The organism is Christensenella intestinihominis, from assembly GCF_001678845.1.
GTDB lineage: Bacteria > Bacillota > Clostridia > Christensenellales > Christensenellaceae > Christensenella > Christensenella intestinihominis.
Window position 1 is genome coordinate 65,442 of the sequence record NZ_MAIQ01000011.1, and the last position, 24,796, is coordinate 90,237.

The 24,796-nt window shown below is 50.6% G+C and carries 24 protein-coding genes; 8 read left to right on the top strand and 16 right to left on the bottom strand.

Annotation, left to right across the window (positions count from 1 at the left end; all coding sequences use genetic code 11):
• Nucleotides 1–51: 51 nt before the first annotated feature.
• From BBD38_RS12745 to BBD38_RS12800, 12 genes are all read right to left on the bottom strand, one after another.
• Nucleotides 52–1,779, bottom strand: a complete 1,728-nt coding sequence (locus tag BBD38_RS12745; protein WP_066688839.1) for a sensor histidine kinase — start codon at nucleotides 1,777–1,779, stop codon at nucleotides 52–54.
• A gap of 2 nt (nucleotides 1,780–1,781) precedes the next feature.
• Nucleotides 1,782–2,459, bottom strand: coding sequence for a response regulator transcription factor (locus tag BBD38_RS12750; protein ID WP_066688842.1), 678 nt, complete (start codon nucleotides 2,457–2,459; stop codon nucleotides 1,782–1,784).
• A gap of 51 nt (nucleotides 2,460–2,510) precedes the next feature.
• Entirely contained in the window at nucleotides 2,511–3,167 is a 657-nt protein-coding gene (gene phoU / locus BBD38_RS12755; RefSeq protein ID WP_066688893.1) for a phosphate signaling complex protein PhoU, read from the bottom strand.
• A gap of 17 nt (nucleotides 3,168–3,184) precedes the next feature.
• On the bottom strand, nucleotides 3,185–3,940 hold the full coding sequence (pstB, locus tag BBD38_RS12760) for a phosphate ABC transporter ATP-binding protein PstB (RefSeq protein WP_066688844.1): 756 nt from the start codon (nucleotides 3,938–3,940) through the stop codon (nucleotides 3,185–3,187).
• Between the two features lie 17 nt (nucleotides 3,941–3,957).
• A complete protein-coding gene (gene pstA / locus BBD38_RS12765; RefSeq protein WP_066688846.1) occupies nucleotides 3,958–4,845 on the bottom strand; it encodes a phosphate ABC transporter permease PstA in 888 nt (295 codons plus the stop codon).
• A complete protein-coding gene (pstC, locus tag BBD38_RS12770; RefSeq protein ID WP_066688848.1) occupies nucleotides 4,835–5,770 on the bottom strand; it encodes a phosphate ABC transporter permease subunit PstC in 936 nt (311 codons plus the stop codon). The genes pstA and pstC overlap by 11 nt, the downstream gene beginning before the upstream one ends.
• Before the next feature lie 90 nt (nucleotides 5,771–5,860).
• Nucleotides 5,861–6,775: a phosphate ABC transporter substrate-binding protein gene (locus BBD38_RS12775; RefSeq protein ID WP_066688850.1), complete on the bottom strand. Its 915-nt coding sequence runs from the start codon at nucleotides 6,773–6,775 to the stop codon at nucleotides 5,861–5,863.
• Nucleotides 6,776–7,023: 248 nt separating this feature from the next.
• The gene (locus BBD38_RS12780) at nucleotides 7,024–7,497 is read right to left on the bottom strand and encodes a peptidylprolyl isomerase (protein WP_066688851.1); all 474 of its coding nucleotides are present in this window, start codon (nucleotides 7,495–7,497) and stop codon (nucleotides 7,024–7,026) included.
• Nucleotides 7,498–7,621: 124 nt separating this feature from the next.
• Nucleotides 7,622–8,791: a [FeFe] hydrogenase H-cluster maturation GTPase HydF gene (gene hydF, locus BBD38_RS12785; protein WP_147568174.1), complete on the bottom strand. Its 1,170-nt coding sequence runs from the start codon at nucleotides 8,789–8,791 to the stop codon at nucleotides 7,622–7,624.
• A 75-nt stretch (nucleotides 8,792–8,866) separates the two neighbouring features.
• Nucleotides 8,867–10,270: a [FeFe] hydrogenase H-cluster radical SAM maturase HydG gene (hydG, locus tag BBD38_RS12790; protein WP_172807842.1), complete on the bottom strand. Its 1,404-nt coding sequence runs from the start codon at nucleotides 10,268–10,270 to the stop codon at nucleotides 8,867–8,869.
• A 10-nt stretch (nucleotides 10,271–10,280) separates the two neighbouring features.
• A complete protein-coding gene (hydE, locus tag BBD38_RS12795; protein WP_066688852.1) occupies nucleotides 10,281–11,276 on the bottom strand; it encodes a [FeFe] hydrogenase H-cluster radical SAM maturase HydE in 996 nt (331 codons plus the stop codon).
• A 204-nt stretch (nucleotides 11,277–11,480) separates the two neighbouring features.
• A complete protein-coding gene (locus BBD38_RS12800; protein WP_147568171.1) occupies nucleotides 11,481–12,755 on the bottom strand; it encodes a hexokinase family protein in 1,275 nt (424 codons plus the stop codon).
• 117 nt (nucleotides 12,756–12,872) lie between these two features.
• On the opposite strand from BBD38_RS12800, the gene BBD38_RS12805 reads away from it, so the two are divergent.
• The 6 genes from BBD38_RS12805 to BBD38_RS12830 all read left to right on the top strand — a co-directional run bounded on the left by BBD38_RS12805 (nucleotide 12,873) and on the right by BBD38_RS12830 (nucleotide 18,591).
• Complete coding sequence (locus BBD38_RS12805) at nucleotides 12,873–14,165, top strand: sn-glycerol-1-phosphate dehydrogenase (RefSeq protein ID WP_066688856.1); 1,293 nt, start codon at nucleotides 12,873–12,875, stop codon at nucleotides 14,163–14,165.
• A 132-nt stretch (nucleotides 14,166–14,297) separates the two neighbouring features.
• Nucleotides 14,298–15,161, top strand: a complete 864-nt coding sequence (locus BBD38_RS12810) for an amino acid ABC transporter substrate-binding protein (protein ID WP_066688858.1) — start codon at nucleotides 14,298–14,300, stop codon at nucleotides 15,159–15,161.
• 78 nt (nucleotides 15,162–15,239) lie between these two features.
• Complete coding sequence (locus BBD38_RS12815) at nucleotides 15,240–15,881, top strand: amino acid ABC transporter permease (protein ID WP_066688860.1); 642 nt, start codon at nucleotides 15,240–15,242, stop codon at nucleotides 15,879–15,881.
• 10 nt (nucleotides 15,882–15,891) lie between these two features.
• Nucleotides 15,892–16,653 (top strand): amino acid ABC transporter ATP-binding protein, encoded by a 762-nt coding sequence (locus tag BBD38_RS12820; RefSeq protein WP_066688861.1) that lies wholly within the window; start codon nucleotides 15,892–15,894, stop codon nucleotides 16,651–16,653.
• A gap of 114 nt (nucleotides 16,654–16,767) precedes the next feature.
• A complete protein-coding gene (locus BBD38_RS12825; protein ID WP_066688863.1) occupies nucleotides 16,768–17,511 on the top strand; it encodes an acyl-[acyl-carrier-protein] thioesterase in 744 nt (247 codons plus the stop codon).
• Nucleotides 17,512–17,514: 3 nt separating this feature from the next.
• Nucleotides 17,515–18,591: a 6-phosphofructokinase gene (locus BBD38_RS12830; RefSeq protein ID WP_066688865.1), complete on the top strand. Its 1,077-nt coding sequence runs from the start codon at nucleotides 17,515–17,517 to the stop codon at nucleotides 18,589–18,591.
• 95 nt (nucleotides 18,592–18,686) lie between these two features.
• Here the strand turns inward: BBD38_RS12830 and BBD38_RS12835 are convergent, their stop codons facing one another.
• Together BBD38_RS12835 and BBD38_RS12840 are read right to left on the bottom strand one after the other, a co-directional pair.
• Nucleotides 18,687–20,054, bottom strand: a complete 1,368-nt coding sequence (locus tag BBD38_RS12835; protein ID WP_066688871.1) for a hypothetical protein — start codon at nucleotides 20,052–20,054, stop codon at nucleotides 18,687–18,689.
• Between the two features lie 55 nt (nucleotides 20,055–20,109).
• Nucleotides 20,110–21,360, bottom strand: a complete 1,251-nt coding sequence (locus BBD38_RS12840; RefSeq protein ID WP_066688874.1) for a homocysteine S-methyltransferase family protein — start codon at nucleotides 21,358–21,360, stop codon at nucleotides 20,110–20,112.
• Between the two features lie 131 nt (nucleotides 21,361–21,491).
• Here BBD38_RS12840 and BBD38_RS12845 point away from each other — a divergent pair, with 131 nt between their 5' ends.
• Nucleotides 21,492–22,046: a DUF6512 family protein gene (locus tag BBD38_RS12845; protein WP_066688876.1), complete on the top strand. Its 555-nt coding sequence runs from the start codon at nucleotides 21,492–21,494 to the stop codon at nucleotides 22,044–22,046.
• A gap of 76 nt (nucleotides 22,047–22,122) precedes the next feature.
• On the opposite strand, the gene BBD38_RS12850 is transcribed toward BBD38_RS12845, so the two are convergent.
• Complete coding sequence (locus BBD38_RS12850; protein WP_066688878.1) at nucleotides 22,123–22,506, bottom strand: desulfoferrodoxin; 384 nt, start codon at nucleotides 22,504–22,506, stop codon at nucleotides 22,123–22,125.
• Between the two features lie 78 nt (nucleotides 22,507–22,584).
• The gene (locus BBD38_RS12855; RefSeq protein WP_066688880.1) at nucleotides 22,585–23,835 is read right to left on the bottom strand and encodes a deoxyguanosinetriphosphate triphosphohydrolase family protein; all 1,251 of its coding nucleotides are present in this window, start codon (nucleotides 23,833–23,835) and stop codon (nucleotides 22,585–22,587) included.
• Between the two features lie 144 nt (nucleotides 23,836–23,979).
• Between BBD38_RS12855 and BBD38_RS12860 the strand changes: the two genes are divergently transcribed.
• Entirely contained in the window at nucleotides 23,980–24,687 is a 708-nt protein-coding gene (locus BBD38_RS12860) for a hypothetical protein (protein ID WP_066688882.1), read from the top strand.
• The last annotated feature ends 109 nt before the right edge of the window (nucleotides 24,688–24,796 follow it).

Genomic DNA, 24,796 nt, shown 5'->3' on the forward strand with positions numbered 1-24,796 from the left:
AAAGCAGGCAGCGGCTGAAAGAGGCCCTTTGCCTGCTTTTTCGGACGGAAGCTAATCTTTTTTCATGCGAACAATAAACCTGCTTCCCTCTCCCAGATGGCTTTCCATTGTAAGCTCGCCATCATAAAGGGCGACAATATGCTTCACGATTGCAAGTCCCAGCCCCGTTCCGCTCACCGTAGCGCCGCCGGAATTTTTTGCGCGGTAGAAACGCTCAAAAATGCGGTTTACTTCGTCTTCCGGCACGCCGATCCCGGTATCCTGCACCTCGATCTCCACAAAATCATCCTGCTCCGAAAGCCGGATATCGATCGTCCCGCCTTCTTTATTATATTTTATGGCATTATCACATAAATTCAGCATCAGCTCGCGAATACGGTTTTTATTTGCCATCATCGTGGCCGTTCCTGCAACGTGGACATCCAGCTTTCGTTTCACAATATGGTCCTCAAGCAGATGCAGCACATCCTCCGTTACCTTCGTGATATCCACCGTTTCGATTGCCTCGTCAATACTGATCTGCTCCAGCTCGGACAGCATCAGCGTATCGTTAATCAGGCCCATCAGGCGGTCCGATTCCTTGGAAATGCGCCGCGCATAATCTTTAATGCTGTCTTCATCCGATACCATACCATTGGCAACGAGTTGCGCAAACCCGTTGATGGAGGTGAGCGGCGTTTTCAGTTCATGGGAAACGTTTGCCGCAAAATCCCTGCGCACCCGCTCGGAAAGCTCGATATCCGTCACATCGCTGATGAGTACAAGCATTGCATGGCCGCCCTCGCCGTTGATAAAGGCAGGCTCGTCCACGATGCTCGTATAGAATCGGTAGGTACGCCCGGTTTCATCATCCCGTGCTTCAAACTGCATGTTTTTCTTTTTCGCAAGCGATTTTTCAAGCTTTGATACGATGTCCGGCCTGCGTGTGTAATGCAGGATGTTTTCGCTCAGCGGCTCGCCCTCCACCCCGAATATGTTTTTAGCCGCGGTATTAATCAGGAGCACGTCCTCTTTTTCATCGAGGATCATCAATCCTTCGTTGATGCTGTCAATAATAAGGGCCGTCTTGCGGTTTTCCAGCTTCACCCTTTCGATATACCGGTTCAGCCGTTCCGAAATACGCGAAAACGCCTGCGCCATGTCGTCAAATTCCGGATAAGGGCTTTCAATGCTGAGCGTCTTTTGCTTGCCGTCGATATAGCCCTGGATGGAATCATAAAGCTGCCTGAACGGTTTCAGGGTGTTGCCCACAATCTTTCCGGAAAGGAAAACGGCCAGTACCACAAGAAGGATAAATACGATGATAATAACCGGAAGCGTCTGGTTCACCACCGCCGTCGCGTTGGCAAGAGGCATGGAATTGCGGACAATGATCCCGTCCGGCATCTGCTTTGCCACGTAAATCATATCCTTTCCCGTTGTTTCCGAATACCGTACCGCCGTGCCGAAGCCCCCTGCAAGCGCCTGCTGTACCTCCGGGCGTTCAAGGTGGTTTTCCGTCTGCCGGGAATCCGCCTGTGTGTCCGCGAGCACAGTCCCGTCCTCTGCGATAATTGTGATCCGGTTGTTCTGCCCATATGCCTTCTGGTATTCGTCCGCCATTTCCTGGTAATCGGTTCTGTCCCCGAGGGAAAGTTCCATCGCGTTAATATTCCCTTTCAGCACGGCGATCACATCGTTCGTATAGGTTCCCCTGAAACTGGCCATGGACACCAACACCGTTACTACCAGCGCCACCACCAGAATGCAAGTGGTTAATTGTACAATTTTCTTTTTCACACTTATACCTCAAGCCGATAGCCCACGCCGCGTACTGTTTTTATGCATTCGCCGCAGCGTCCTATCTTTTGTCGTAATGTTTTGATATGCATATCAACGGTGCGTGTTTCAATATCCGTATCGATTCCCCATATTTCATTGAGGAGCATTTCCCGCGTAAGTACGAGGCCGGGATTCCGCATAAAATAACGAAGCATTTCAAATTCCTTGTAAGTAAGCTCCGTTTTCTCGCCGTCCACATAAAGCGTATGCGCCGAGACATCGATTTTCAGGCCGCCAAGTTCAATCGGCTGCTGCGGCCGTGAAGTCCTCTTCGCGCGGCGGAGCACGGCGTTGACCCGCGCAATCAGCTCCAGCACCCCGAAGGGCTTTGTAATGTAATCATCCGCCCCCAGGTTCAGTCCCGACACCTTATCCACCTCTGTCGTACGCGCGGTCAGGAAAATAACCGGGACGTCAAACCCGCTTTGGGAGGACAACCGCCGGAATACTTCAAACCCGTCGATCCCGGGCAGCATAATATCCAGAAGAATTACATCCGGTTCCTCATGCTTTTCATATTGTTCGAGGAAATCTTCCCCGCACTCGTACGTATCTACCGTAAATTTTGCCGATTTGAGCGTGCACAGGATCAGTTCCCTTACCGAAGCGTCGTCTTCCACTACCGCAATATATGCCACTGTTTTCTTACCTCACACGTTTACTATGCATATTATATCATACATCCGTCCTCAGAGAATACGGCTGTCTTTGTGTACCCCCGTCTCGGAAAACACCGCCCACTCCGCAATATTTTCCGCATGGTCCCCGATCCGTTCCAGATATTTTGCAATCATCAGGAAATCTACGATTTGGTCAATCTTTTCCCGGTCCTCGATGGCCATATCCAGCAGTTCGGTTTTCACGACGTCGTACAGGCGGTCCACCTCATTGTCCATCCCGATTACTTCCTCGGCAAGCCCCATATCCCTGTGGACATAGGAATCCACCGCCATATGGACCATCTGCGCCGTTGTCCGTCCCATTTTTGAAATATGCTGCGGACGGGGGATCGTGATTTCCTTGCATACGGAAAGCGTAATTTCGGAAATATCCGCCGCCTGGTCGCAAATACGCTCGATATCGGTAATCATTTTCAGCGCCGCGGAGATAATGCGCAAATCCTTTGCCACCGGCTGCTGTTTCATGATGAGTTTCATGGAACGGCTTTCAATCTGCCGCGCCATCGCGTCTACGAGGTCGTCGTCCTCGATAATTTCCCGTGCGCCCCCCGCATCGCAATTTTCGATCACCTTGACGACCTTGGTGATTGTCTGTTCCGCGCGTGCGCCCATACGGATCAAATCCAGGTTTAAATTTTCCAGTTCTATATCAAATTTATTTCTCATGGTTTCCCCTTTCCCGATCAACCGAAGCGTCCGGTAATGTAATCTTCCGTCCGCTTGTCCTGCGGCATGCTGAACAAATCCTCCGTTTTCCCGAATTCCACCATTTCCCCAAGCAGGAAAAACGCGGTCCGGTCTGATATACGGACGGCCTGCTGCATATTGTGTGTAACGATAACAACAGTGTATTTCTTTTTCAGTTCGCTCATTAAGTCTTCGATTTTTGTCGTAGAGATCGGATCGAGCGCCGAGGTCGGCTCATCCATCAAAATGACTTCCGGTGAAACCGCAATGGCCCGGGCGATGCACAGCCTTTGCTGCTGCCCGCCCGAAAGTCCAAGCGCGCTTTTTTTCAGGCGGTCGCGCACCTCTTCCCATAACGCCGCCCCTTTCAGGCTGCTTTCCACAATCTCATCGAGATCGTTGCGGTTTTTGATCCCGTGAATCCTCGGCCCATAGGCAATATTGTCATAAATACTCATGGGAAACGGATTCGGCTTCTGGAACACCATACCGACTTTTTTCCGCAGGATCGTCACATCTACCTTCGGGTCATAGATGTTCTCGTTGTCCAGCAGTATTTCACCTGTGATTTTCACTCCTTCCACAAGGTCGTTCATGCGGTTGAGCGTTTTCAGGTAGGTGGATTTCCCGCATCCGGAAGGCCCGATAAGCGCGGTAATTTTACCCGCTTCAACCTCGATGTTTACATCCTTAAGGGCATGGTTTTGCCCATAATACAGATTCAGGTTTTTCGTTGAAATTTTTATATCCAAGGTGCTACCCCTTTCCACTACTTACTTTTGTTGCTGAAGCGTTTGCTCAGGTAATTGGTCAGCAAATTGATGACAAGGACAATAACGACCAGCACTGCGGCGATTCCGAACGCCGGTTCATTTTGTCCCTTGGCAGCGTATGTATAAAGCTGGACGGTCAATGTTGCCCCGGATTCCGTCATGTGTCCGAAAAAGTTGGTCGGCATATTGGTGCCGATCCCGGACGTAAAGAGCAGCGCCGCCGATTCGCCTACGATCCTGCCGATGGCCAGGATAATGGCCGTAATAATTCCCGGAAGCGCGCCGGGCAGGATAATCGTACGAATCATATGCCATTTGGTGGTTCCAATGCCGAGGGCGCCTTCCCGGTATTCGTTCGGCACTGTTTTCAGCGCTTCCTGCGTTGTCCGTACGATAATCGGCAAGATCATCAAAACAAGGGTAAACGCACCCGCAAGGATTGAATATCCGAGGGCAAGCGTCACTCCAAAAAACAATGCGCCGAACAGGCCGTATAATACGGAAGGAATCCCCGCCAGGGTTTCCGTCGTAAATTCAATGATTTTAACAATCTTCCCGCGTTTTGCATATTCATTGAGGAAGATTGCCGCGCCCACCCCGATCGGCGTTGCAATCAGGAGCGTAATGCCGATCATATAGAGCGTATTGAGGATGCTGGGCAGGATTCCCACCGTTTTATTGAGCGCCGAAGGCGCTGTGGAAAGGAATTCCCAGTTTACGTTTGGAAGCCCGCGTATCATAATATAAATCAGCAGGTAAAATAGTATTACAACCGTAAGGATGGCGCAGGCATAAATGGCAAACTGCTGTGCCGCGTCCTTGGGGCGGCGTTTCTTTTTCATCAGGCTGACGTTGTTGGAAAGCTTTTCCGCGCTACTTTTCATTGGCCGCCGCCTCCTTTTTCAAGAGCGTATTGAGAACGACGTTGATTACCATAATGAAGATAAATAGCACAAGGCCGATGCTGAAAAGCGCTTCCCGGTGCAACCCGGATGCATAGCTCATTTCAGAAACGATGCCCGTAGTAAGAAACCGTACGCTGCTGAAAAGCGCAGGCATGTTGGCTACGTTTCCGGAAACAAGGATGATCGCCATCGCTTCGCCGAGGGCCCGGCCGATGCCGAGCACAATCCCTGTAATAATTCCGGATTTTGCCGCCGGAATCTGCACTTTGAAAATTGTCTGCATTTTAGTCGCCCCCATCGCGAGCGACGCTTCTTTATATTCCTGCGGAACCGCCTTGAGGGACGTGATGCTGATGTTTACGACGGTGGGCAAAATCATAATTGTAAGTACGATAATTCCAGATAAAAGGTTTGCCCCGCCGGTAAACGTATGGGTCGGATCGTTTGCATACAGCAGCATTTCCAGCTTGGAAATCTGCGGGACAAGGATAATCATTCCCAGAAGGCCGTATACCACCGACGGGATTCCCGCCAAAAGCTCGATCGCCGGTTTTACCACGCCCGCAATCCTTTTATGGGCCACCTCGGAAACGAATACGGCGGCCATAAGCGCAATGGGTACGCCGGCCAAAATGGTAATTCCCGTTCCCACAAGGGACGTGAGGATCATGGGAAGTATCCCAAATTTCGGATCGGCGGCAGTCGGCGCCCATTCCGTACCAAACAGGAAGTCCTTAAGGCCGATTGTAAACATTGCGGGAGCGCCGGAATAAATCATATAAATTGTAATTACCAATACGGCAACGATTGCAAACGCACCGCACGCGATGAAAATCCCTTTCATCGTCTGCTCGAGAACGGTCTTGCTTTTCCTGCCGCCTATGATTGTCATGCTGGCATTCATATTTTTCTCCTTAACACTAAAAATCCCCCTCATCGCTGAAAGGGACGCGGCTTTTCCTCCGCGTCCCTTTCCACTATCCTAGAGGAAATGTTATGAAACTGTAATCAGTTTGTTATCCGCTACAACCGCCTGGCCGTCCGCACCCATTACGAAGTCGAGGAATGCCTGCACTTCCGGGCGGAGGGTTTCGCCTTTTTTCGTTGCCATGATGAAAGGCCTCGAGAGCGGATAGTCTCCCGCCTTGATCGCCTCTTCCGTCGCTTCCGCGCCGTCCACCTTAAGCGCCGTTACCGTATCGTCAAGCGCTTCCAGCGATACGTAACCGATCGCAGCCGGCGTAGAGGATACCGCGGTCTTTACAGCGCCCGTTTCGTTCAGTTCCTGCGCATATTTGCATTGGTCTTCAATTCCCAGCAATTCTTCAAACGCGCCGCGCGTGCCCGAGGAAGCTTCGCGTCCGATCACTACGATCGGCTGGTCGTCGCCGCCAAGGTCTTTCCAGTTTGTGACCTCACCGGTGTATACCTTTACCAGGTCTTCCGACGTGATTTCTTTGGCCGCATTGCTCGGATGTACGATAACCGCGATCCCGTCGATTGCAATCGTGTGGCCGTCAAGCGCTGCCGACTCTTCATCCTTCAGTTCCCTGGAAGCATTCCCGATATCGGATTTCCCGGATTCCGCATCCTGGAGTCCTACCGACGAACCGCCAAGCTGTACGTCGACCGACACATCGGGGTTTTTCGCCATAAACGCTTCTTTCAGCGCGTTGGCAACCTGCTCCATCGAAGTGGAACCGGACATTGCGACCGTGCCGGAAAGCGCTTCGCCGGAAGCCTCTTCCGAAGCGGACGCCGTTGCTTCCGCAGCATCGGATGCGCTTGCTTCCACAGAAGCAGATTCGCTCGGGGCTGCCGAAGATTCCTGCGCTGCCGGTGCGGAGCAGCCAATGGCTGCAAACACCATACAAAGTACCAGAGCTGTGATCGTAATAATTTTTTTCATGTTCGTTCTCCTTGTTTAAATTATTGAAAACTTTAACGATGAGTGTATTATAAAATGCCATTGTAAAATTAAATGCCTTGTTCTGTAAAATCCATGTAAAATCAAAAAATTTATGTTTATGTGGTTTGTAAAAAGGCGGTAAAGTCAAAAAATCCGCTCTGTCAGGCCGTTTTGTGGAACAAAAAAATACCGCAGCAAATACTGCGGTATCAAATACCGTTTTAAACCGATCAGGCTGCAGCCGCAGGTCAGTCTTCGACCGTGACCTTTTCCATTACGATATCGGCAAGCGGGCGGTCTGAGAAATCCGTTTTCATGGAAGCGATCTCATCAACGACCTCCATCCCTTCAACGACCTTTCCGAATGCCGCATACTGCCCGTCGAGATGCGGAGCATCCGCATGCATAATGAAAAATTGGGAACCCGCCGAATTCGGGTCCATGCTGCGCGCCATGGAAATTACGCCACGCTTATGCTTAAGCGGATTGTCATACCCGTTGGAGGAAAATTCTCCCTCGATGCTGTAACCCGGTCCGCCTGTCCCCGTTCCCTTGGGGCAGCCGCCCTGAATCATGAAACCTTTAATGACCCGATGAAACGTAAGTCCGTCGTAAAAGCCTTCATTAACCAGCTTTTTAAAATTTTCTACCGTTTTTGGAGCAGCTTTCTCGTCGAGCTTAACCTTGATGGTGCCGCCGCCTTTCATCTTGATAACGATCATTCCTCTGCCTCCCGGTATATACGGCCTGCCGGCCGCTTTTTGCGTACATTATACTTGATTTCACGCTCTTTGTAAACCGCGCGCACACGTCGGGCGCACGTGCGGGGTGTGCTCTCCGTATTTTTTAGTAGGACACACGGGATAGCATTCCGTTGAGAAACGCAATCGCCACCCCGAAATTGGTAATCGGGACTCCGGCGTTTTTCGCGTGTTCTATTTTTGAAAGCATATTCTTGCGGTTTACCATGCATCCGCCGCAGTGAACAATTAGTTTATATTCGTCAAGGTCGTTCGGGAAGCCATGACCGGCCGTATTTTCAAATACCAGTTCCCCGCCTGCGTATTTGTTCAGCCAATTCGGCAGCTTTTCCCGCGCAATGTCCCCTTTCAGAGCGTGATGGGTGCACGACTCCGCAATCAAAACCTTGTCTCCCGGCTTTAAATCGGCAATCGCGCGCGCGCCCTTTACAAACTCCTCGATGTCTCCCTTATACCTTGCCATCAGCATGGAAAAGGAAGTCAGGGGAATTGTTTTATCGAGATGCTCGTTCACATATTTGAATACCTGGGAATCCGTAATCACAAGACGCGGCGGGTTTTTCAATTCCTCGAGCATCGGGACCATATCCTCCGTTTTGACGGAAATCACCAGGCAGCCCTTATCCAGCAAATCGCGGGTCACCTGCACCTGCGGAAGGATCAGCCTGCCCTTGGGCGCCTGGATATCCTGCGGCATCACAAGCATCACCACATCGCCCTCTTTCGCAAGGTCGCCGACAATGCTCGGAAGCTCGTAATCCGTCACGCTGCGCACAATCATTTCCTTTAACGCATCGATTCCCTGTCCCGTTTTTGCGTTGATAACTACAGAATGTTCCCCCGCCGGGGCGGCGGCCCGGGCTTCATTGCCGTCAAAAACGTTATATGCAACGATGACCGGCGTTTTTTTCGCGCGGAAGCGTTTCATATATTCCTGCTCCGGCGCAGTGTTTTGCTCCGTACTGTCAATTACGAAAACAGCAATATCGGCCTTATCCACAACCTCATCCGTTTTTTCGATGCGCGCCCGGCCAAGTGCGGTCCGGTCGTCAAGCCCGGCCGTATCGATAAATACAACGGGGCCGACCGGCAAAAGCTCCATAGACTTATAAACCGGATCGGTCGTTGTTCCCGCCACATCCGAAACAAGCGCAATCTTTTGCCCCGTTATGGCATTGATCGTGCTCGATTTGCCCGCATTCGTTTTTCCAAAAAATGCAATATGAAGCCGATTTGCCCTCGGCGTTTCATCCAAACCAGACATCCCTGCTACCTCCCGCCGCTTTTCAAAAACATACTTCCAATCCCGGGCCACGCCAGCCTTCCGATGTCAGAACCGGAAATCACGTTCCCCGTTTTCGATTTTCGCGATATAGCTTTTTGCTTTTTCGCGCACCGTGTCGTTCGGAATCTCTTCCAGCTGCCGTTCAATCAGTTCGTTCGCCATTTGCTTAAACTCGTCGTCGCCGTAATCAACCGCATATTCCTTCAGTGTCAGGAGCGCGTTTGGCTGGCAAATATTGCTGATTTGCCCTGTTTTTGCAAGACGCATAAACCGGTCGCCCGTCCGTCCCTGCCGGTAGCACGCCGTACAAAAGCTCGGGATATATCCATCCCGGATCAGTTCTTTTGTCATTTCGATCGGCGTCCTGTGGTCTTCAATCTCAAACTGCGGCTGCTGCGTTTTTATCGTGTAGCCGCCCACGCCCGTCGCGCTGCCCGCGCTGACCTGCGATATTCCCAGCTCTATCACGCTGTCGCGGTATGCGCCGCCCTCGCGTGTGGAAAGGATCATCCCCGTATAGGGCACCGTCATGCGCATAACCGCAACAATTTTTTTGTAATCCTCATCCGATACCGCATGCTCGTAATCGGTTTTCTTTACGTCTCCCGCGTCACGAATCCGCAGCATGGAAATGGTGTGCGGGCCCACGCCGAAAACCGCTTCCAGATGCTCCGCATGCATAATCTGCCCCACCAGGTCGAAATGCCAGTCGTAAAGGCCGTACAATACGCCGAGCCCCACGTCGTCGATCCCCGCTTCCATCGCCCGGTCGTGCGCGGTCGTGTGGTATTCGTAATTGCTCTTCGGTCCTTTCGGATGCTGTAATTCGTAGGTCGGTTTATGATAGGTTTCCTGGAACAGGATATACGTTCCGATTCCCGCCTCTTTAAGCCGCTTATAGTTTTCCACCGTTGTCGCCGCAATATTCACATTGACGCGCCGGATCGCCCCATTATCAAAATGAATGGAATAAATGGTCTTGATGCTCTCGAGCACATACTCAAGCGGACAATTTTTCGGGTCTTCCCCCGTTTCCAGTGCAAGGCGTTTGTGCCCCATCTTTTCAAGCGCCTTAACCTCCTGGACAATTTCCTCCTGCGTAAGCTTTTTACGCTCCATGCACGAGGAATGATGATATCCGCAATAGCGGCATTCATTAACACAGTAATCCGAAAGATAGAGCGGCGCGAACATCACGATGCGGTTCCCATAAATGTGCTTTTTAATCTGTTTTGCCGTCGCAAACATCTTTTCAATCAGTTCCTTATCCTCCACATAGCTCAGGATGCCGGCCTCTTCATGCGTCAGGCCGCCAAATCCGCTTGCTTTATGGATAATGCGTTCTACCTCTTTCCTGTCTTTCGCCTTTTCCTTTGCCACTGCGAGTGAACGCTCAATTTCAGCGTTGTCCATAAATTCAGCGGCCGTTTTCCCCATTACGTTATACATGCTTTTCCCCCTATTCTGCGGATAAGCCAATTTCCGCAAGCCTTCTCCTTAGCGTTTCATATTGTTCTTTGAGCGGCACTTCCAGCGCATCCCTGCCCGGATAAATGTCGTAAAGCTTTCTGTATTCAAAGGGCGTCGCCTTTTGCATAATTACGTCCGCGCCGCAAAGCAGCGCGTTCTTCATCCCGCCCTTTACGTTCAGCGCCGTTGTGGACGGCAGGTGGCATCTCGGCAGCAGCAGCCGCGCCAGCGCGAGCACCTTAAGCGTTTTGTGCGGGTCGCCGTCCGGCGTGCCGGCAAGCGCTGTATCCGGATGGGCGATGAACGGGCCGATTCCCGCCATTTCCACACCCTCGTTCACCAGTGTCATCAGGTCCTTTGCCAGTGTTTCATCCGTTTGACCCGGTAATCCTACCATGAATCCCCCGCCGAGTTCAAACCCAAGCGCCTTGATCCTGCGCTGTGCATCGAGCCGTGTTTCAAGCGGTACCCCGTGCAGCGACTCGTAGAGCACCGCGTTTGCCGTTTCGTGTTTTAGTAAAAAGCGGTCCGCGCCCGCCTCGCGCATCAAACGGTATTCCTCCATAGACCGCTCCCCGACCGACAGGGTAACCGCGCAATCGGCACGTTGTTTAATCCTCCACACAATATCCGCCAGCATTTCCGCCGTATAAAAACGGTCTTCCCCGCTCTGCAGAATCACAGTGCGGTACACCTCCGCCGTGCGGACAGCCGTCTCCACCAACTCGTCCGGGAGCATGCGGTAGCGCTTTGCATGCGTCATGCGTGCGTTGATTCCACAGTAAGCGCAGGTACAGCGGCAATAATTCGAAAATTCTATGATTCCGCGTACGAATACCTTATTGCCGAATTCCTCCGTTTTTACACGATTCGCGGCGTGGAACAGCTCCCGATCGGCGCTGCCGTCCGCGATCACGGCGGCGAGGATATCCAAATCCGGATGCCGCGTATCAAGTTCATGGTGTCCAAGCGTATAAAGCGCCATATCCTCTCCTGTTTCCAGCCGATAAAAAAGCTGCCTTTCCAAACGAAAAGACAGCTAATAAAATATCGCTATTTTAAATGCCATCCTCTCACTCAGATTTCTCCCTGTGGTCAGAAGCAAAATTCCCGATCTCCTATATCATATTATAAACCGTTCCCAATTACAATATGCAACGGTTATTAATTTTATTTCAGTATCGCAGTTCTACCGGGAAAGCCCGGCAATCGCGCAGCCCTTGAGCACCGCATTTTCCACGCCGATCACATCCGCCTTAATGCCAATTGAATCGAGATAAGGAAGCAGGGTCGTCAGCGCCTCTTTTTTGAGCCCAAACATTTTTTCATAGGTCGTTCCCTCGATGGTCATGCATACGCGGTCGTTTTCTTTTGCGGCCTTTACCGCAACCGCCGCCATTTGCAGCGCGAGGAGCCGACCCGCGCGAAGGACGATGTTGAGCAGGATTTCCCGTGCGGCGTCCCGGTCCGCCTCATCCGTAAAATATTCCCCTACCGCGCCGGAGCCGTCCGTCAGGAAATCGTTCACATCGACGGTCGAAACCGTGCCCGCAAAGGAAAATCCCTTTTGAAACACGCCTTCCTCTGCCGCTGCGCGCAAGGTAAAATCACACAATGGGCCGAGGTAGCCTCCGCTTGTCATTTTTTCAAACACCCCGATTCCCGGATTCTGCGTGCTCTTGTCATAGGCGATATCGATATCGCCGCGCGGCACCTTATCATAACTGCCCGCCTCCGTATTAATGACCATCAGGCCCTCGCCTTTGTTTTCAAGCTTCGCAATATTACGCGCATACTCGATATAACAGCTGTTGCTGCCCGTCCCCAGGATTGTCCCCGTAAAGGAACCATAGCCGTCGTTCAGCTTTTCCGCCTTTCCCGCAAGCGCCGTCGCCACAGAATCGTTTACCACAATAATATTGCAGCTGTTTGCCCCTTTTTTTGCCAGGGCTGCGCATATTTCTTTTCCAAGCCATCTTCCTCCCGCATTTTTCACCTTGACTTCCTTGGTGATCTCTACAATTTCACAGTCGATATCCGGCAGGATTTTCGCCCTGTAGGCAAATGAAATTACAATATCCTTTGTAATTTTCGTAAAGGGCAGGATATAGTCCGCCAGAATATCAAAAAACTCCTCGGCCTCAAGTTCCTTTTCCACTCCCGGCATCAGGTAGCGCCGGAATTCCTCCGTACAGAAGGAACCGTCCTCCCGGAACTTTGCCACGGCGACGCGCAGGTTCGTCCCGCCCGCATCCACACAGATCACCGGTTTTTCACGCTGCACTTCACTTTTCAGCGTAATATAGGAGGGAATCATTAAAAGCGAGCTCTTCTCGCCGCACAATCCCTTTTTCATTTCGTCGATATAGGCGTCCATTTCATTTTTTACGTCAATGGACGTATACTCCATTTTATGTTCGCGGATAAACTCTTTTGCAGTTAGCATATGCTTTCCTTTCGTCACTTTGATATTCTCTCATTATTATACTGTAAAATCCTTTTTTTGCAATGCTATTTGACGAACGCTTTTGCCTGCCGTACAATGGAGATAATCGATTATTTAATAGGGGGATCACCTTTTATGTTTGAAGAAATCCTGGATGTCAGCGGCTGTGCCTGCGGAAAGAACCATACGCTTAAAACGCGCGAGTATATTGTGGAAAAAGACGCCATGCAAAAACTTCCCGCACTTCTCGGCCGTTTATTTCCCGAAGCAAAGCCCCTCGCGGTCTTTGACCGCAATACCCATAAAGCGGCTTATCCAAAATTCAGCGCTTCCCTCCCCGACGTTCCCGTTTTCATCCTGACGGATGATGAAATCCATGCGGACGAACGGCAGGTCGGGCTTGTAACGCAAGCCTTAAAAGACGGCGGCAGCGACCTCCTTCTGGCGGTTGGCTCCGGCGTAATTTGCGATATTGTACGGTATATTGCTTTCAAGGAGGACATTCCCTTCATTGCGGTGCCGACAGCCGCAAGCGTGGACGGATTTGTTTCCAATTCCGCGGCAATGACCTTGAACGGCGCCAAGATCACCCTGCCCGCCAAAGCGCCGAATGCCGTAGTGGCAGACCTTGAAATCATCGCATCCGCGCCCAAAAAGATGACCGCTTCCGGCGTTGGCGATATGCTGAGCAAATATATCAGTATTGCCGACTGGAAAATCGGCCATTTGATTACCGGGGAATACTTTTGTCCTTTCGTAGCAGACCTTACAATCGAGGCTGTCGATATGATCGTGCAGAACATTGAAAAAATTAACAGCGGCGATATCGGGAGTTTCGGCGTCCTGATGAAGGGTCTCCTGCTTTCGGGTGTGGCGATGCAGATGGTCGGGATCACGCGGCCCGCCTCAAGCTTTGAACACCATTTTTCACATTACCTTGAAATTGTGCCCATTGAAGGCGTAAACCGGGCGGCGCTCCACGGGGAAAAAGTCGGAATCGCAACGATCCAGGCGGCAAAATATTATCCGGTATTTGCACGCCGCCTGAACCGTATCTACGAAGAAAATATTCCGAACCACTTTGACATCGAACGCGTTAAAGGATATTATGCGCAATATCCGCAGGGCATTGTGGATGCGGTCGAAAAGGAAAACACCCCCACCATCACCGCAAAGCTTGACCGTGATTTGCTGGAACAAAATTTCGACAAGGTCCTGCAGATTGCCGACGAGGTTCCCTCTGCCGAATCGCTCACGGAAACGCTCCGTACCATCGGCGGATATACAAGCTACTACGATATTAATATGACGGACGAACAGTTTAAGGAAACGATGAAAATTTGCTGCTATATCCGTAACCGCTTCACCCTGCTTCGCCTCGTGTGCGACTTTGAATTGTTTGATTTTGACCACGAGCTTACTGTTTGACCGAATCGGGAAAACGCCGCCTTATGCGGCGTTTTTTTGTCCCGTATTTTTCAAGTTATCCCTTTACTAATTTACCACGATGAATTATAATGTCATGGTAAACAAAATTATGGCTCAAGGAGAAAAAGAAAAATGAAAAGAATATTGTTAATTGCGCTCGTTGCCGTTCTCGCGGTTTCCGTATTTGCAGGCTGCGCGCCCGCCTCAAACGGAACGGATACCCCGTCCGCCAACGAGGAATATGTAAAAATGGGCGAAGAAGCCGCCAAAAATGGTGATGAATCCCTGAAAAATGTTATGGACAAGGGCGAATTCATTGTTGGCCTCGACGACAGCTTCCCGCCTATGGGTTTCCGCGACGAAGACGGCAACCTGACCGGGTTTGATATTGAACTGGCGCAGGCGGTCGCGGCGCACATGGGTGTAAAAGCCAATCTGCAGGCGATCGACTGGAAAGCCAAAGAGCTCGAGCTCGAGTCCGGGAATATCGATATGATCTGGAACGGATATACCATCACCCCCGAACGCCAGGCGCAGGTGCTGATGAGCGAGCCTTATATGGAAAACATGCAGGTCGTGGTTGTACCGGCCGACTCTTCCATCAAAACCCTCGCGGACCTCGCTGGTAAAAAGGTTGCAGTGCAGGATGGTTCTTCCGCCCAGGAAGCAATCGCAGACAATGCCGAGCTTGCGGCCTCCATCGGCGAGCAGATCGACTTTAAAGACAATGTAACCGCGCTGATGGATGTTTCCTCCGGGCAGACCGACGCGCTCGCCGTGGACCTCGTGGTCGCAAACTATTATCTCGCCAAGGACCCTGATAAATATGTTATACTCGAAGAAACGCTGTCTCCCGAGCAGTACGGTATTGGTTTCAGGAAGTCTGACCAGGCGCTGCACGATGCGATCATGCAGGCGCTTAGCGAAATGAAGGAAGACGGAACCGCCACCAAGCTGAGTGAAAAATGGTTCGGCAAGGATGTCACCACTTTCTAATTTCACGAAAACCGAATTAACCGGGCAGTGTTTTGCGATGCTGCCCGATTTTTCATCTTTTGAATCAGAGGTATCATTATGAATATTCTTGGTACATTTGCAGAACTTGCCCAGGGGCTTGGCGTAACGCTGGCCTTATTCGCACTGACGATTGTGTGCTCCATCCCGCTTGGGTTTCTCGGTTCTCATGTAAGTCTTGGCAAAAACAAGCCTGCTAAATTCATCTATAACATTTATCTTGTTGTAATGCGGGGAACTCCCCTCATTCTTCAGGTGCTGTTTATGTACTTCGGCCTCAATCTGGTGGGGGTCCATATCGGGCGGTTTGAGTCGGCGCTCCTTTCCTTTGTGCTCAACTATACGGCTTATTTCAGCGAAATCTTCCGCGGCGGTATCCAGTCAATTAACCGCGGCCAGTATGAGGCTGCATCCGTTCTCGGGCTCTCGAAGGGCCTCACGATGCGCAGGATTGTAATTCCCCAGGTATTTAAAATCGTACTCCCCTCCCTTGGGAACGAGGTAATCAACCTTGTGAAGGATACGGCCCTCGTGAGCATTATTGCCCTCGGCGATCTTCTTAAAATCGCATATTCGGCGTCTATGCGCGAAGCCAATATCATGCCGCTTGTCGCGGCGGCGGTTTTCTACCTGGCGATCAACGCCGTCGTATCCCTCGTGCTGAAAAAGATTGAAAAACGCATGAACTATTACAGGATTTAAGGTGGTCGATATGAGCGTACTTGAAGTAAGCAAACTGAATAAAAGTTTTAATGGCACACACGTTTTGAAGGATGTGGACCTTTCCCTTGAAAAGGGGGAAACCATGGCCATTATCGGGCCGTCGGGCAGCGGTAAATCTACTCTGCTGCGCTGTATCAATTGCCTGGAACGTGCGGAAAAAGGAAAAATTGTCCTCGATGGTATTACCATCGCCGAAGAGAAAAGCGGTGTAACCGAATACCTTCCGGATGAACAGCTGCGTGACGCGCGCCTTCATCTTGGCATGGTGTTCCAGAATTTCAACCTGTTTCCCCATCTGAATGTGCTGGAAAACCTGACGCTTGCGCCTATAAATGTTGACCATATTCCCAAGGATAAAGCAACGGCAGCCGCCATGGAACTCCTGAAAAAGGTTGGCCTCGGGGACCGCGCCGGTGCATATCCATACGAGCTTTCAGGCGGGCAGGCGCAGCGCGTGGCAATTGCACGCGCGCTTGCCATGGACCCGGATATCCTTTGTTTTGACGAACCGACTTCGGCGCTTGATCCGGAGCTTACGGGCGAAGTCCTGCAGGTCATCAAGGAGCTTGCGGCAGAACATATGACAATGCTGATCGTTACCCACGAGATGGGCTTTGCAAAGGAGGTCGCAAGCCAGGTCGTATTTATGGATGATGGGCGGATATTAGAGCGCGGCACGCCGGAAGAGCTTCTGGTGAACCCAAAGGAAGCGCGTATCCGCGCGTTTCTCGACAAACTCCTGAGCGTATAAAAAAGATACTTGGAAACCAGCCCGCCGGGCTGGTTTTTTGTTTCCCTTTCATTTTCCGCAGCGAAGTGTTAGTATAGTATTAACATAAAATACCGCATCTTGGGGAGATTCAGAATGAATATTACGAAATTGGAACAGGACTATACGATCCGTGCGTACGATGTAGATACACGGGGAAAATGGCGGCCGTCGGCCATCCTCACACGAATGCAGGAAATTGCCGAAGACCATGCAATTGCCGTTCACTGCGGCAGGAAAGAATTGGTGGAAGAACGCGGAATGGCATGGATGCTCACCCGCCTGCACCTTGAAATGAAGCGTTATCCGGACCTCATGGACGAGATCAGGGTCGTAACTTGGCCGGGTAAGCCAACACGCCTTTTTTTTGTGCGTCACACCATGTTTTTTGACGCAAAAGGAAATGAGCTCGGGCGTGCTACTTCCCTTTGGGTGTTGTTCAATATCAAGGGCCGTTTCCTATGCCGCACCGGGGATATCGGCGAAAATTATCCTTATGACACTGCCCACGGCATTGCCCTCCCCGATCCCGGCAAGATCAAACTCCCCGACGATATGGAGCTTGTCCGCACGCGTACGGTGGCATATAGCGAAGTGGATATGAACAGCCATCTTAACAACGCAAAATATGCCGACTGGATATGCGAGCTTTTTGACCTTGATACTTTAAAGCATGATTCCATCCGGGATTTCAGGATTAATTTCATTGCCGAGGCCTATATGGGCCAGCCGGTGGACCTTTACCGGAAGGATGTGGACGGCGTATCTTATATCTGTGGAAAAACGGAAGACAAAACGGTGTTCGACGCTTCCGTTATTTGGAAAAACAAGGGGGATTGAACTATGACGAAACGTATCGGTATCCTGACAAGCGGCGGAGACTGCCCCGGGCTTAACGCGGCAATCCGCGGCGTTGCGCGGGCGGCATACGACCGCATGGAAGGAGTTGAAATCATCGGCATTGCCGACGGCTATTCGGGACTTATCAAGGGCGATTACCGCGTGATGGAAAAAAGTGAATTTTCCGGAATTTTAACGCTGGGCGGCACGATCCTTGGGACGGCGCGCACCCCGTTCAAGGATATGCGCAAAATTGGCGACGACAATGTGGACAAGGTTTCCAGCATGGTGAAAAATTATGAAAAAATGGGGCTCGACTGCCTGTGCACTTTGGGCGGAAACGGTACGCATAAAACGGCGAACCTCCTTGCGGAGGAGGGCCTCAACATCATCGGCCTCCCAAAGACGATCGACAATGACCTGTGGGGAACGGACGTAACCTTCGGCTTCCACACCGCCGTCGATATCGCGACGGATGTGATCGACCGCGTCCATACCACGGCGGCGAGCCACGGACGCGTGATGGTGGTGGAACTGATGGGCAACAAAGCCGGATGGCTTACCATTTATTCCGGCGTCGCAGGCGGTGCGGATGTCGTCGTGATTCCTGAAATCCCCTATGACCGCGAGACGGTAATCGAGGCGGTGCGGAAGCGTGCCGAGCGCGGAAAAGCATTTTCCATCGTGGCCATCGCGGAAGGCGCGATAAGAAACGACGAGGCCGATTTGAAACGCAAAGAGGTGCGCGAAAAACGCGCTTCCGAGGGTTTTCCATCGGTATCGGCGCGGCTTGCGCACGCAATCGAGGCGACGACCGGAATTGAAACGCGCGTCGTGGTTCCCGGCCATATCCAACGCGGCGGAAGCCCCAGCGCATATGACCGCGTGCTTTCAACAAAGTTCGGCGTACAGGCGGCAGAGCTGATTTACCAAAATAAATTCGGTTACACGGTCGCCCTTCAAAAAGACCGGCTGACCCAGAACAAGCTGTCCGACGTTGCCGGAAAAACGAAACTTGTCACGCTGGACAGCGATATTGTCCGCGCAGCCCGTAACATTGGAATTTGCCTGGGAGATTAAATTTCTTTTAATGCACATCGTAAATAATTGTACTGTAAAGGCCTTTTCCGTCTATCGAAGAGGCCTTTGCTTATACAGCCATTAAATAAATAATTCTACAATGACAGCACATACCACGAAAGCATAATTGACAAATAAAATATCATTGGAACCAGAAATCTTAACCGCGCATAGATTAGTTCTTTTTTAGTGATCTCTTGCCGCAAGTCGTCATATTCTTCTTTATATTTCCACGGATTCATGCAATAAACCATAAAAATAATTACTGCAATCATGATTGCTGAATAGACCGAAACTCCTCGCCCTCCCGGGAGAATTTGAGTCCCAACAAAAGGCAAGTCATATCGCGAAAGAGGTAGCAAGGTCGACATTGGAGACCATGCCATGCTTTCCGCCGCAAATCCAGTACCAAATCCACTCCAGATATATCCGATAAAGCATATTGAAAAAATAACATCAAAAAACAAAATTTGCTTTTTATTTTTATAAGCCGCTGCGAGGATAACAAAAAGCATCGCATATAGGGCGATCCATTGTGGGTGCCATGAAATAAAAACATAGAAAGGCAGCATGGAGAGCAATGCGATATACCATATCTTCAGCGGTTCATGGTCATCATATTTTTTATGGAAGGCCCAGAAGCAGATAATTGCATAGGTTATAATAAATAGTGGAATTGGCCATAAACCATTCTCATATGAGGCCTCGAACAAATAGTCCAGAAACCTCATGCCTGTTGTTCCCGCTGAATTGTTTAGATTGAACAATTTGAAGGCCAGCAGCGGCAGCGCGGCAACCACGTATAGTAAAATGCATTTTATAATTTTCTTGTGGCGGTACGCCACAACAGGAATTAAAATAAAAATCGCAAAAGGTTTCAGGGAGAATGACAATCCAAACAAAAGCATGCTCAGCCATTCATCATATTTCGTACGATTCTTAATAAAAAAATACATTGCACACAAAAAGAAAAATCCATAAATAGAATCATACATACCATAAGCTACAGTGTTCAGCACTATGCACGGAGTCGTAAAAAGAAGAAAAGCCGCATAAAAAGCTTTTCTCCGTTCCATACCAATGCAAAGACATATTTTGTAAACTAAAAATGCAGATAAAAAGATAAAGACAACCGGAAGAAGCTTTTCGTATGCATTGATAATAGAAACATCCGCCGGCCAGGCAAGATGGTTTCCCGAAAGAAAGACGGGAATATTCCAAACGGCAAAAATCAAATAGATAAAAAGATCGTAGTCGTTTCCCCCGACGATTCCTTTGTTGTATCTATAGAAATCACCAATATGGCCTTCAAGGATTGCCATACTGCTCTTGGCTGTGTGCATCACATCGCCAAATATCATAAAAAGCAATAGAACGATATAAACAACGGCCACAATCGTCCAATCATACCATTTGACGCTTTTTAGTATGTTGTTTTTTTCCCCTAAAGTCTGCATCTCCATTTCTCCATTTCTCCATTTCTCTGTTTCATACTTTTATCAGCTCTATCGGGCTAAATCAGATAACAATGGCTCCGTAGGTCTCCCCAAGTCCATCCGTCATGAGCCCTGCCCTGCCCGCATAATACCGCAGGAAGCCTTCCGCCACCCGGATATTTTCGGCTTTTACGATTACAGGCTTTTTGAGGAACATACCGAGGGTTGAAGTGAAACTCCACAGGTCAAAAACAGGCTCCATACTGCCGAAATTCAGTACAACGGCATCCGCATCATCCGCATCCGTTGGAATTGCATCCATCAGGCAGTAATAATCCCCGCCCTGCATCCCCGCAAGGATACTGTCGGTACATACATTCATCTCCGTGGTCCTGATTCCGGTAACCGGCACCGCTTCATACGCGGACGCAAGCATGTCCCCTGCACGGCGCTCCGCCTGTGGCAAATCCATAGGGTCGATTGCAGCGCGCAGCGCCCTGATATGGTCCGGCCCGCTTCCGCAGCATCCGCCGATCAGGCGCACTCCGTTTTCAATAAACCCGGCCGCGGAACGTGCAAAATGCTCCGGCGTCTGTTTAAAAACCGCCGTTCCGGACTCCATTTCCGGAAGCCCTGCGTTGGGTTTTACGGAAAGCGACGTATTCACAGCCGTATTCATCCTGCGAATCGGCCCTGCGAGGCTCTCCGGCCCCCCGGAGCAGTTCGCGCCCACAATATCCGCGCCAAGTGCCGCACAAGCGACGGCGCATGCCTCCGGCGTATTTCCGGACATTGTCCGCTCCCCTTCAAATGTCATACTGGAAATAATCTCGAACCCGCCGAGTTCTTTGGCCGCAACAATTGCCGCCCGCATTTCATTGAGGTCGGTAAACGTTTCAAAGTTCGCGATGGAAACGCCCGCTTCCTTGATGGGTATAAGCTGCTGCCTGAACACCTCTACCATGGAATCAAAGGTCATATCCCCCGCCGGCTGGAAAAACTGGCCCGTCGGGCCAATGGAGGCCGCTACCGCCACATCGGTCTCCTCCGTGCACGAAAGGGCAAGCCGCGCGCCCTCGTAGTTGAGCTCGTAGAGTTTATCTTCGAGGCCGTGGTTCCTGAGCGACGGCGCGTTTGCACAGAACGTGTTTGTCTGGATGACGTCGGACCCGGCGGCAATATATTCGTCATATACCTCTTTTACCTTTTCCGGATGTGAAAGGTTCCATTCCTCCGCACTGTCCCCGCCGGAAAGGCCCTTCAATTGAAGCATAACCCCCTTGGAACCGTCATATACCAGCACTTTATCCCTGCATCGTTTCGATAAATTCATATTGTTCCCTTTCTGATTGCATATCTTTTCTTATTATAACGCATACCGGCCCCCAATTGAACACAAAAATTGCTTATCGGCAGGAAAATAGGGGTATCATATTCCTATAAAAAGTTTGGAGGTATTTTGTCATGTATCAACTCGATTCCCGTGATAAGAATTCGTTTATGCGTTATGAAATCATCGGGGCTGTGATTGTTTGCGTCCTTGCGCCCATTTTCCACTTTCTGTTTGAATGGTCGGGCGGCAGCCCGGTCGTTGGAATATTCACGGCAGTTAATGAAAGCGTGTGGGAGCATACCAAAATTATCTACTTCCCGTTCCTTTTTTACGCAATTGCGGAATATTTTATTTTAAGGCCTGACTTCCGGCGTTTTTTTACCGCAAAAGCAATTTCCATGGGGCTTATCCTGCTTTTGATGATTACCTTCTTCTATACCTATTCCGGCATGTTCGGGGTGGAAAGCCTGGTTGTGGACATTATTTTTACCTTTGTGCTTACGATTATCGCTTTTATTGTTTCCTACAGGAACTATATTGTAAATCACGGCTGCGAACAATATTTTCTGTTTGCCCTTATCCTGTTCTTTGCCGTGCTGGCAATGGAGCTTTTATTTACGGCGTTCCCGCCCCATATCCCGCTGTTCCGGGACTCCGTTACCGGAACGTTCGGATTTCCCGCATAGAGGCCCATCATGCCTTCCGCCATCAAAAAACACATACAAAAAACCGGCTGGACGCCGGTTTTTTATTATCCCGATATTATTTGGAAGACGCCTTCCAAAGGCCGTGAAGGTTGCAATACTCATAGATTACAAATTCATCCGAATCGACATGAAAATCCGCCCTTGGATGTTCTCCCGGTTTCAGGACATGGCGCTGGATACAGTCCGGCGTCTCTACCGCGATCCATTCAATGTGGTGCTCGTCGAGCATCGGATGCTCCACGCTGCCTACCTGAACGGAAATCACGTCGCCGTTCTTTGTATAAACGGGTACATGCTTTTCCTGGGCCGCGTCCACCGTGTTGGGCTCAAGCTTTACCATCGGCTTGCCGCAGCATACAAGCTCTCCGCCGCCGTCCTTCACCATTTCAACGATATTACCGCACAATTCACATCTGTAAAAGATTGCTTTTTCTTCCATGATCGTTTCCCCTTGTTCAAAAATTCAGACGCTTCCATCTGTGCTTTTTTAATAAACACGCTCTCTTTCATATAAACCTTATTGACGCTTTTTCCTGGAGAAATAGGAGATATATTCAAGCTTGGGCGCATCCGGGAACAAAACCGCATGGAGGTCCAGGAAATAGTCGTCCGTCATACTCGCAATATAGTCAACTACGACCTGATTGGGCTCTTCCTTCAGGTAGACTTCTTTAAGGCCCTCCGCACGCGAAAAACCGCTGTACACATGATTGATATGATGGCGGAAAATAGGCGAGTCCTGATCCCCCCTCACAAAATCCTCCAGCAATTTATCATATACGCGCGCAAACATTTTGCGGATCGTCGGATAGGGCTCGTTTTTATCCTGCGGGCCGTAAATCCGTTTGAAGTTTACCTGCTTCTCATACGCCAGCGCCGCCGCATATTCCTCATCCAGTTTGATATAGGGTTTTCCGTAGCTGTTTGACACCACATTGGTGATGATATTGTTGATAAAATCGGAATTTGTGGAGCCCAGCACATTATTCTTCGAAAACGGCTCCTCTCCGCCGATTTTCAGAATTTGCGCGTCCTGCCGGTCCTTCCCCAAATAGGCAATCACATCCGCAAGGCGCACTACGCATCCCTCAAGCGTCGCGGGCACCAGCTTCCCCACCGCGTCCTCCTGCGTGTAGCATTCCTCCATCTGGCGTTCAAATTCGGCGAACGCCCCTTCCGAATCCTTTGAACGGTATGCGTGCGGGCGGTATTCCCCGCTCACTTTTTCCCCGTTGTGGCAAAGGATTCCATTCAGCACCTGCAGGCTGAGGTTTAAAGACAGCACCTTATCCAAAATCCGTGCGCTGTGCACATTATGGTTGAAATACCGGCCCGTATTTGCATGATAGAGCCTGGAGAGGAACCGCTCCCCCGCGTGCCCGAACGGCGTATGCCCGAGGTCATGCCCAAGCGCTATCGCTTCGATCAGGTCAAGGTTCAGGTTCAGCATACGCCCGATATTGCGCGCGATACGCGAAACAAGCTGCACATGCAGGATGCGCCGCGTGATATCGTCGTTTTTGTAGAGAGAAAACACCTGTGTTTTATCCGCATAACGGTTAAAATAGCGGCAATAAAGGATACGCTCGCTGTCCTTTGCAAAATTAGGGCGCTGGACGCGGAAGGTTTCCGGTTCCCGCCGCATGGAGCATTTGTCCCGCGTTGCATGTTCGTACATTTCATCCTGCTTGCGTTCCAGGTCGGCATAGACCGCTTTTTGCACCTCTGGGTCAAGCGCCAGATATTTTTTTTCCCGTTTCTTATCCATATGCTTTATCCTCGCGCCTATATTATAGCATAAAGCACGGGCTTCGTCCTTTGTAAATTTATTCTGAACAAACAGCGCTTTCGTTTGCCACAGATACAGGATGTGTATTAATATATATCATATTTTATATTGGAGGAAACAACAATGAAAAAAGGCTTACCCGGGACTTTGGCACTCGCCGTATGCTCCCTGTTTATTTTTGCAGGCTGCGCGCCGGCGGCCCAGCCCGCCCCCTCCGTTTCGGCGGGAGACGACCTTATTCTTGCCGTGACAGGCACCGTAACGGATATTACAAACGCCGACGGGACCACCAGTATTACGGTTGACGGAAGCAATACGCAAACGGATGCAAGCTATCAGTCGATGATCCTGCATACAACGGATAAAACTCCCGTTGAGAAGGATGGAACAACCGGTACGTATACGGAGGGCGCAATCGGTATCGGCGATACGGTGGAGGCGTACTTTTCAGCTTCCGCACCCATAACGGCTTCCGAACCGCCGCAGGGAACCCCGGATAAAATCGTCGTGACCGCGCAAGCCGGTGAGGTGGGCAGCGCCGATATGCAAAAGGAGTTTGACGGGACAATCACAGAAATCAGCAAGGATAACGACTATCTCCTTGTCTATGTCCAGAATGAGGAAGGCGGCGATGCGGTGAATGACCTTCGGGCCGTGGTGTCGGCTGATACCGCGATTTCTTCCGAAAGCGATCCGGATAAAGCGCTTACCATGGAGGACCTCGCCAAGGGCCAGAAGGTTACCGTTACTACGGATGGCCGCATGACCTTTTCCATTCCGCCGCAGGCAAATGCACAGGCTATCGTGCTGCACGACGCACAGGCAAAATAAGATGATAGTCAGGACCACCAGCTAAGCTGGTGGCTTGCACTGGCCCTATAAGGGCTCTGATACTGGCAGCGCCTGATGGCGCATTGAATCGTCTGCCAACTGCATCGAT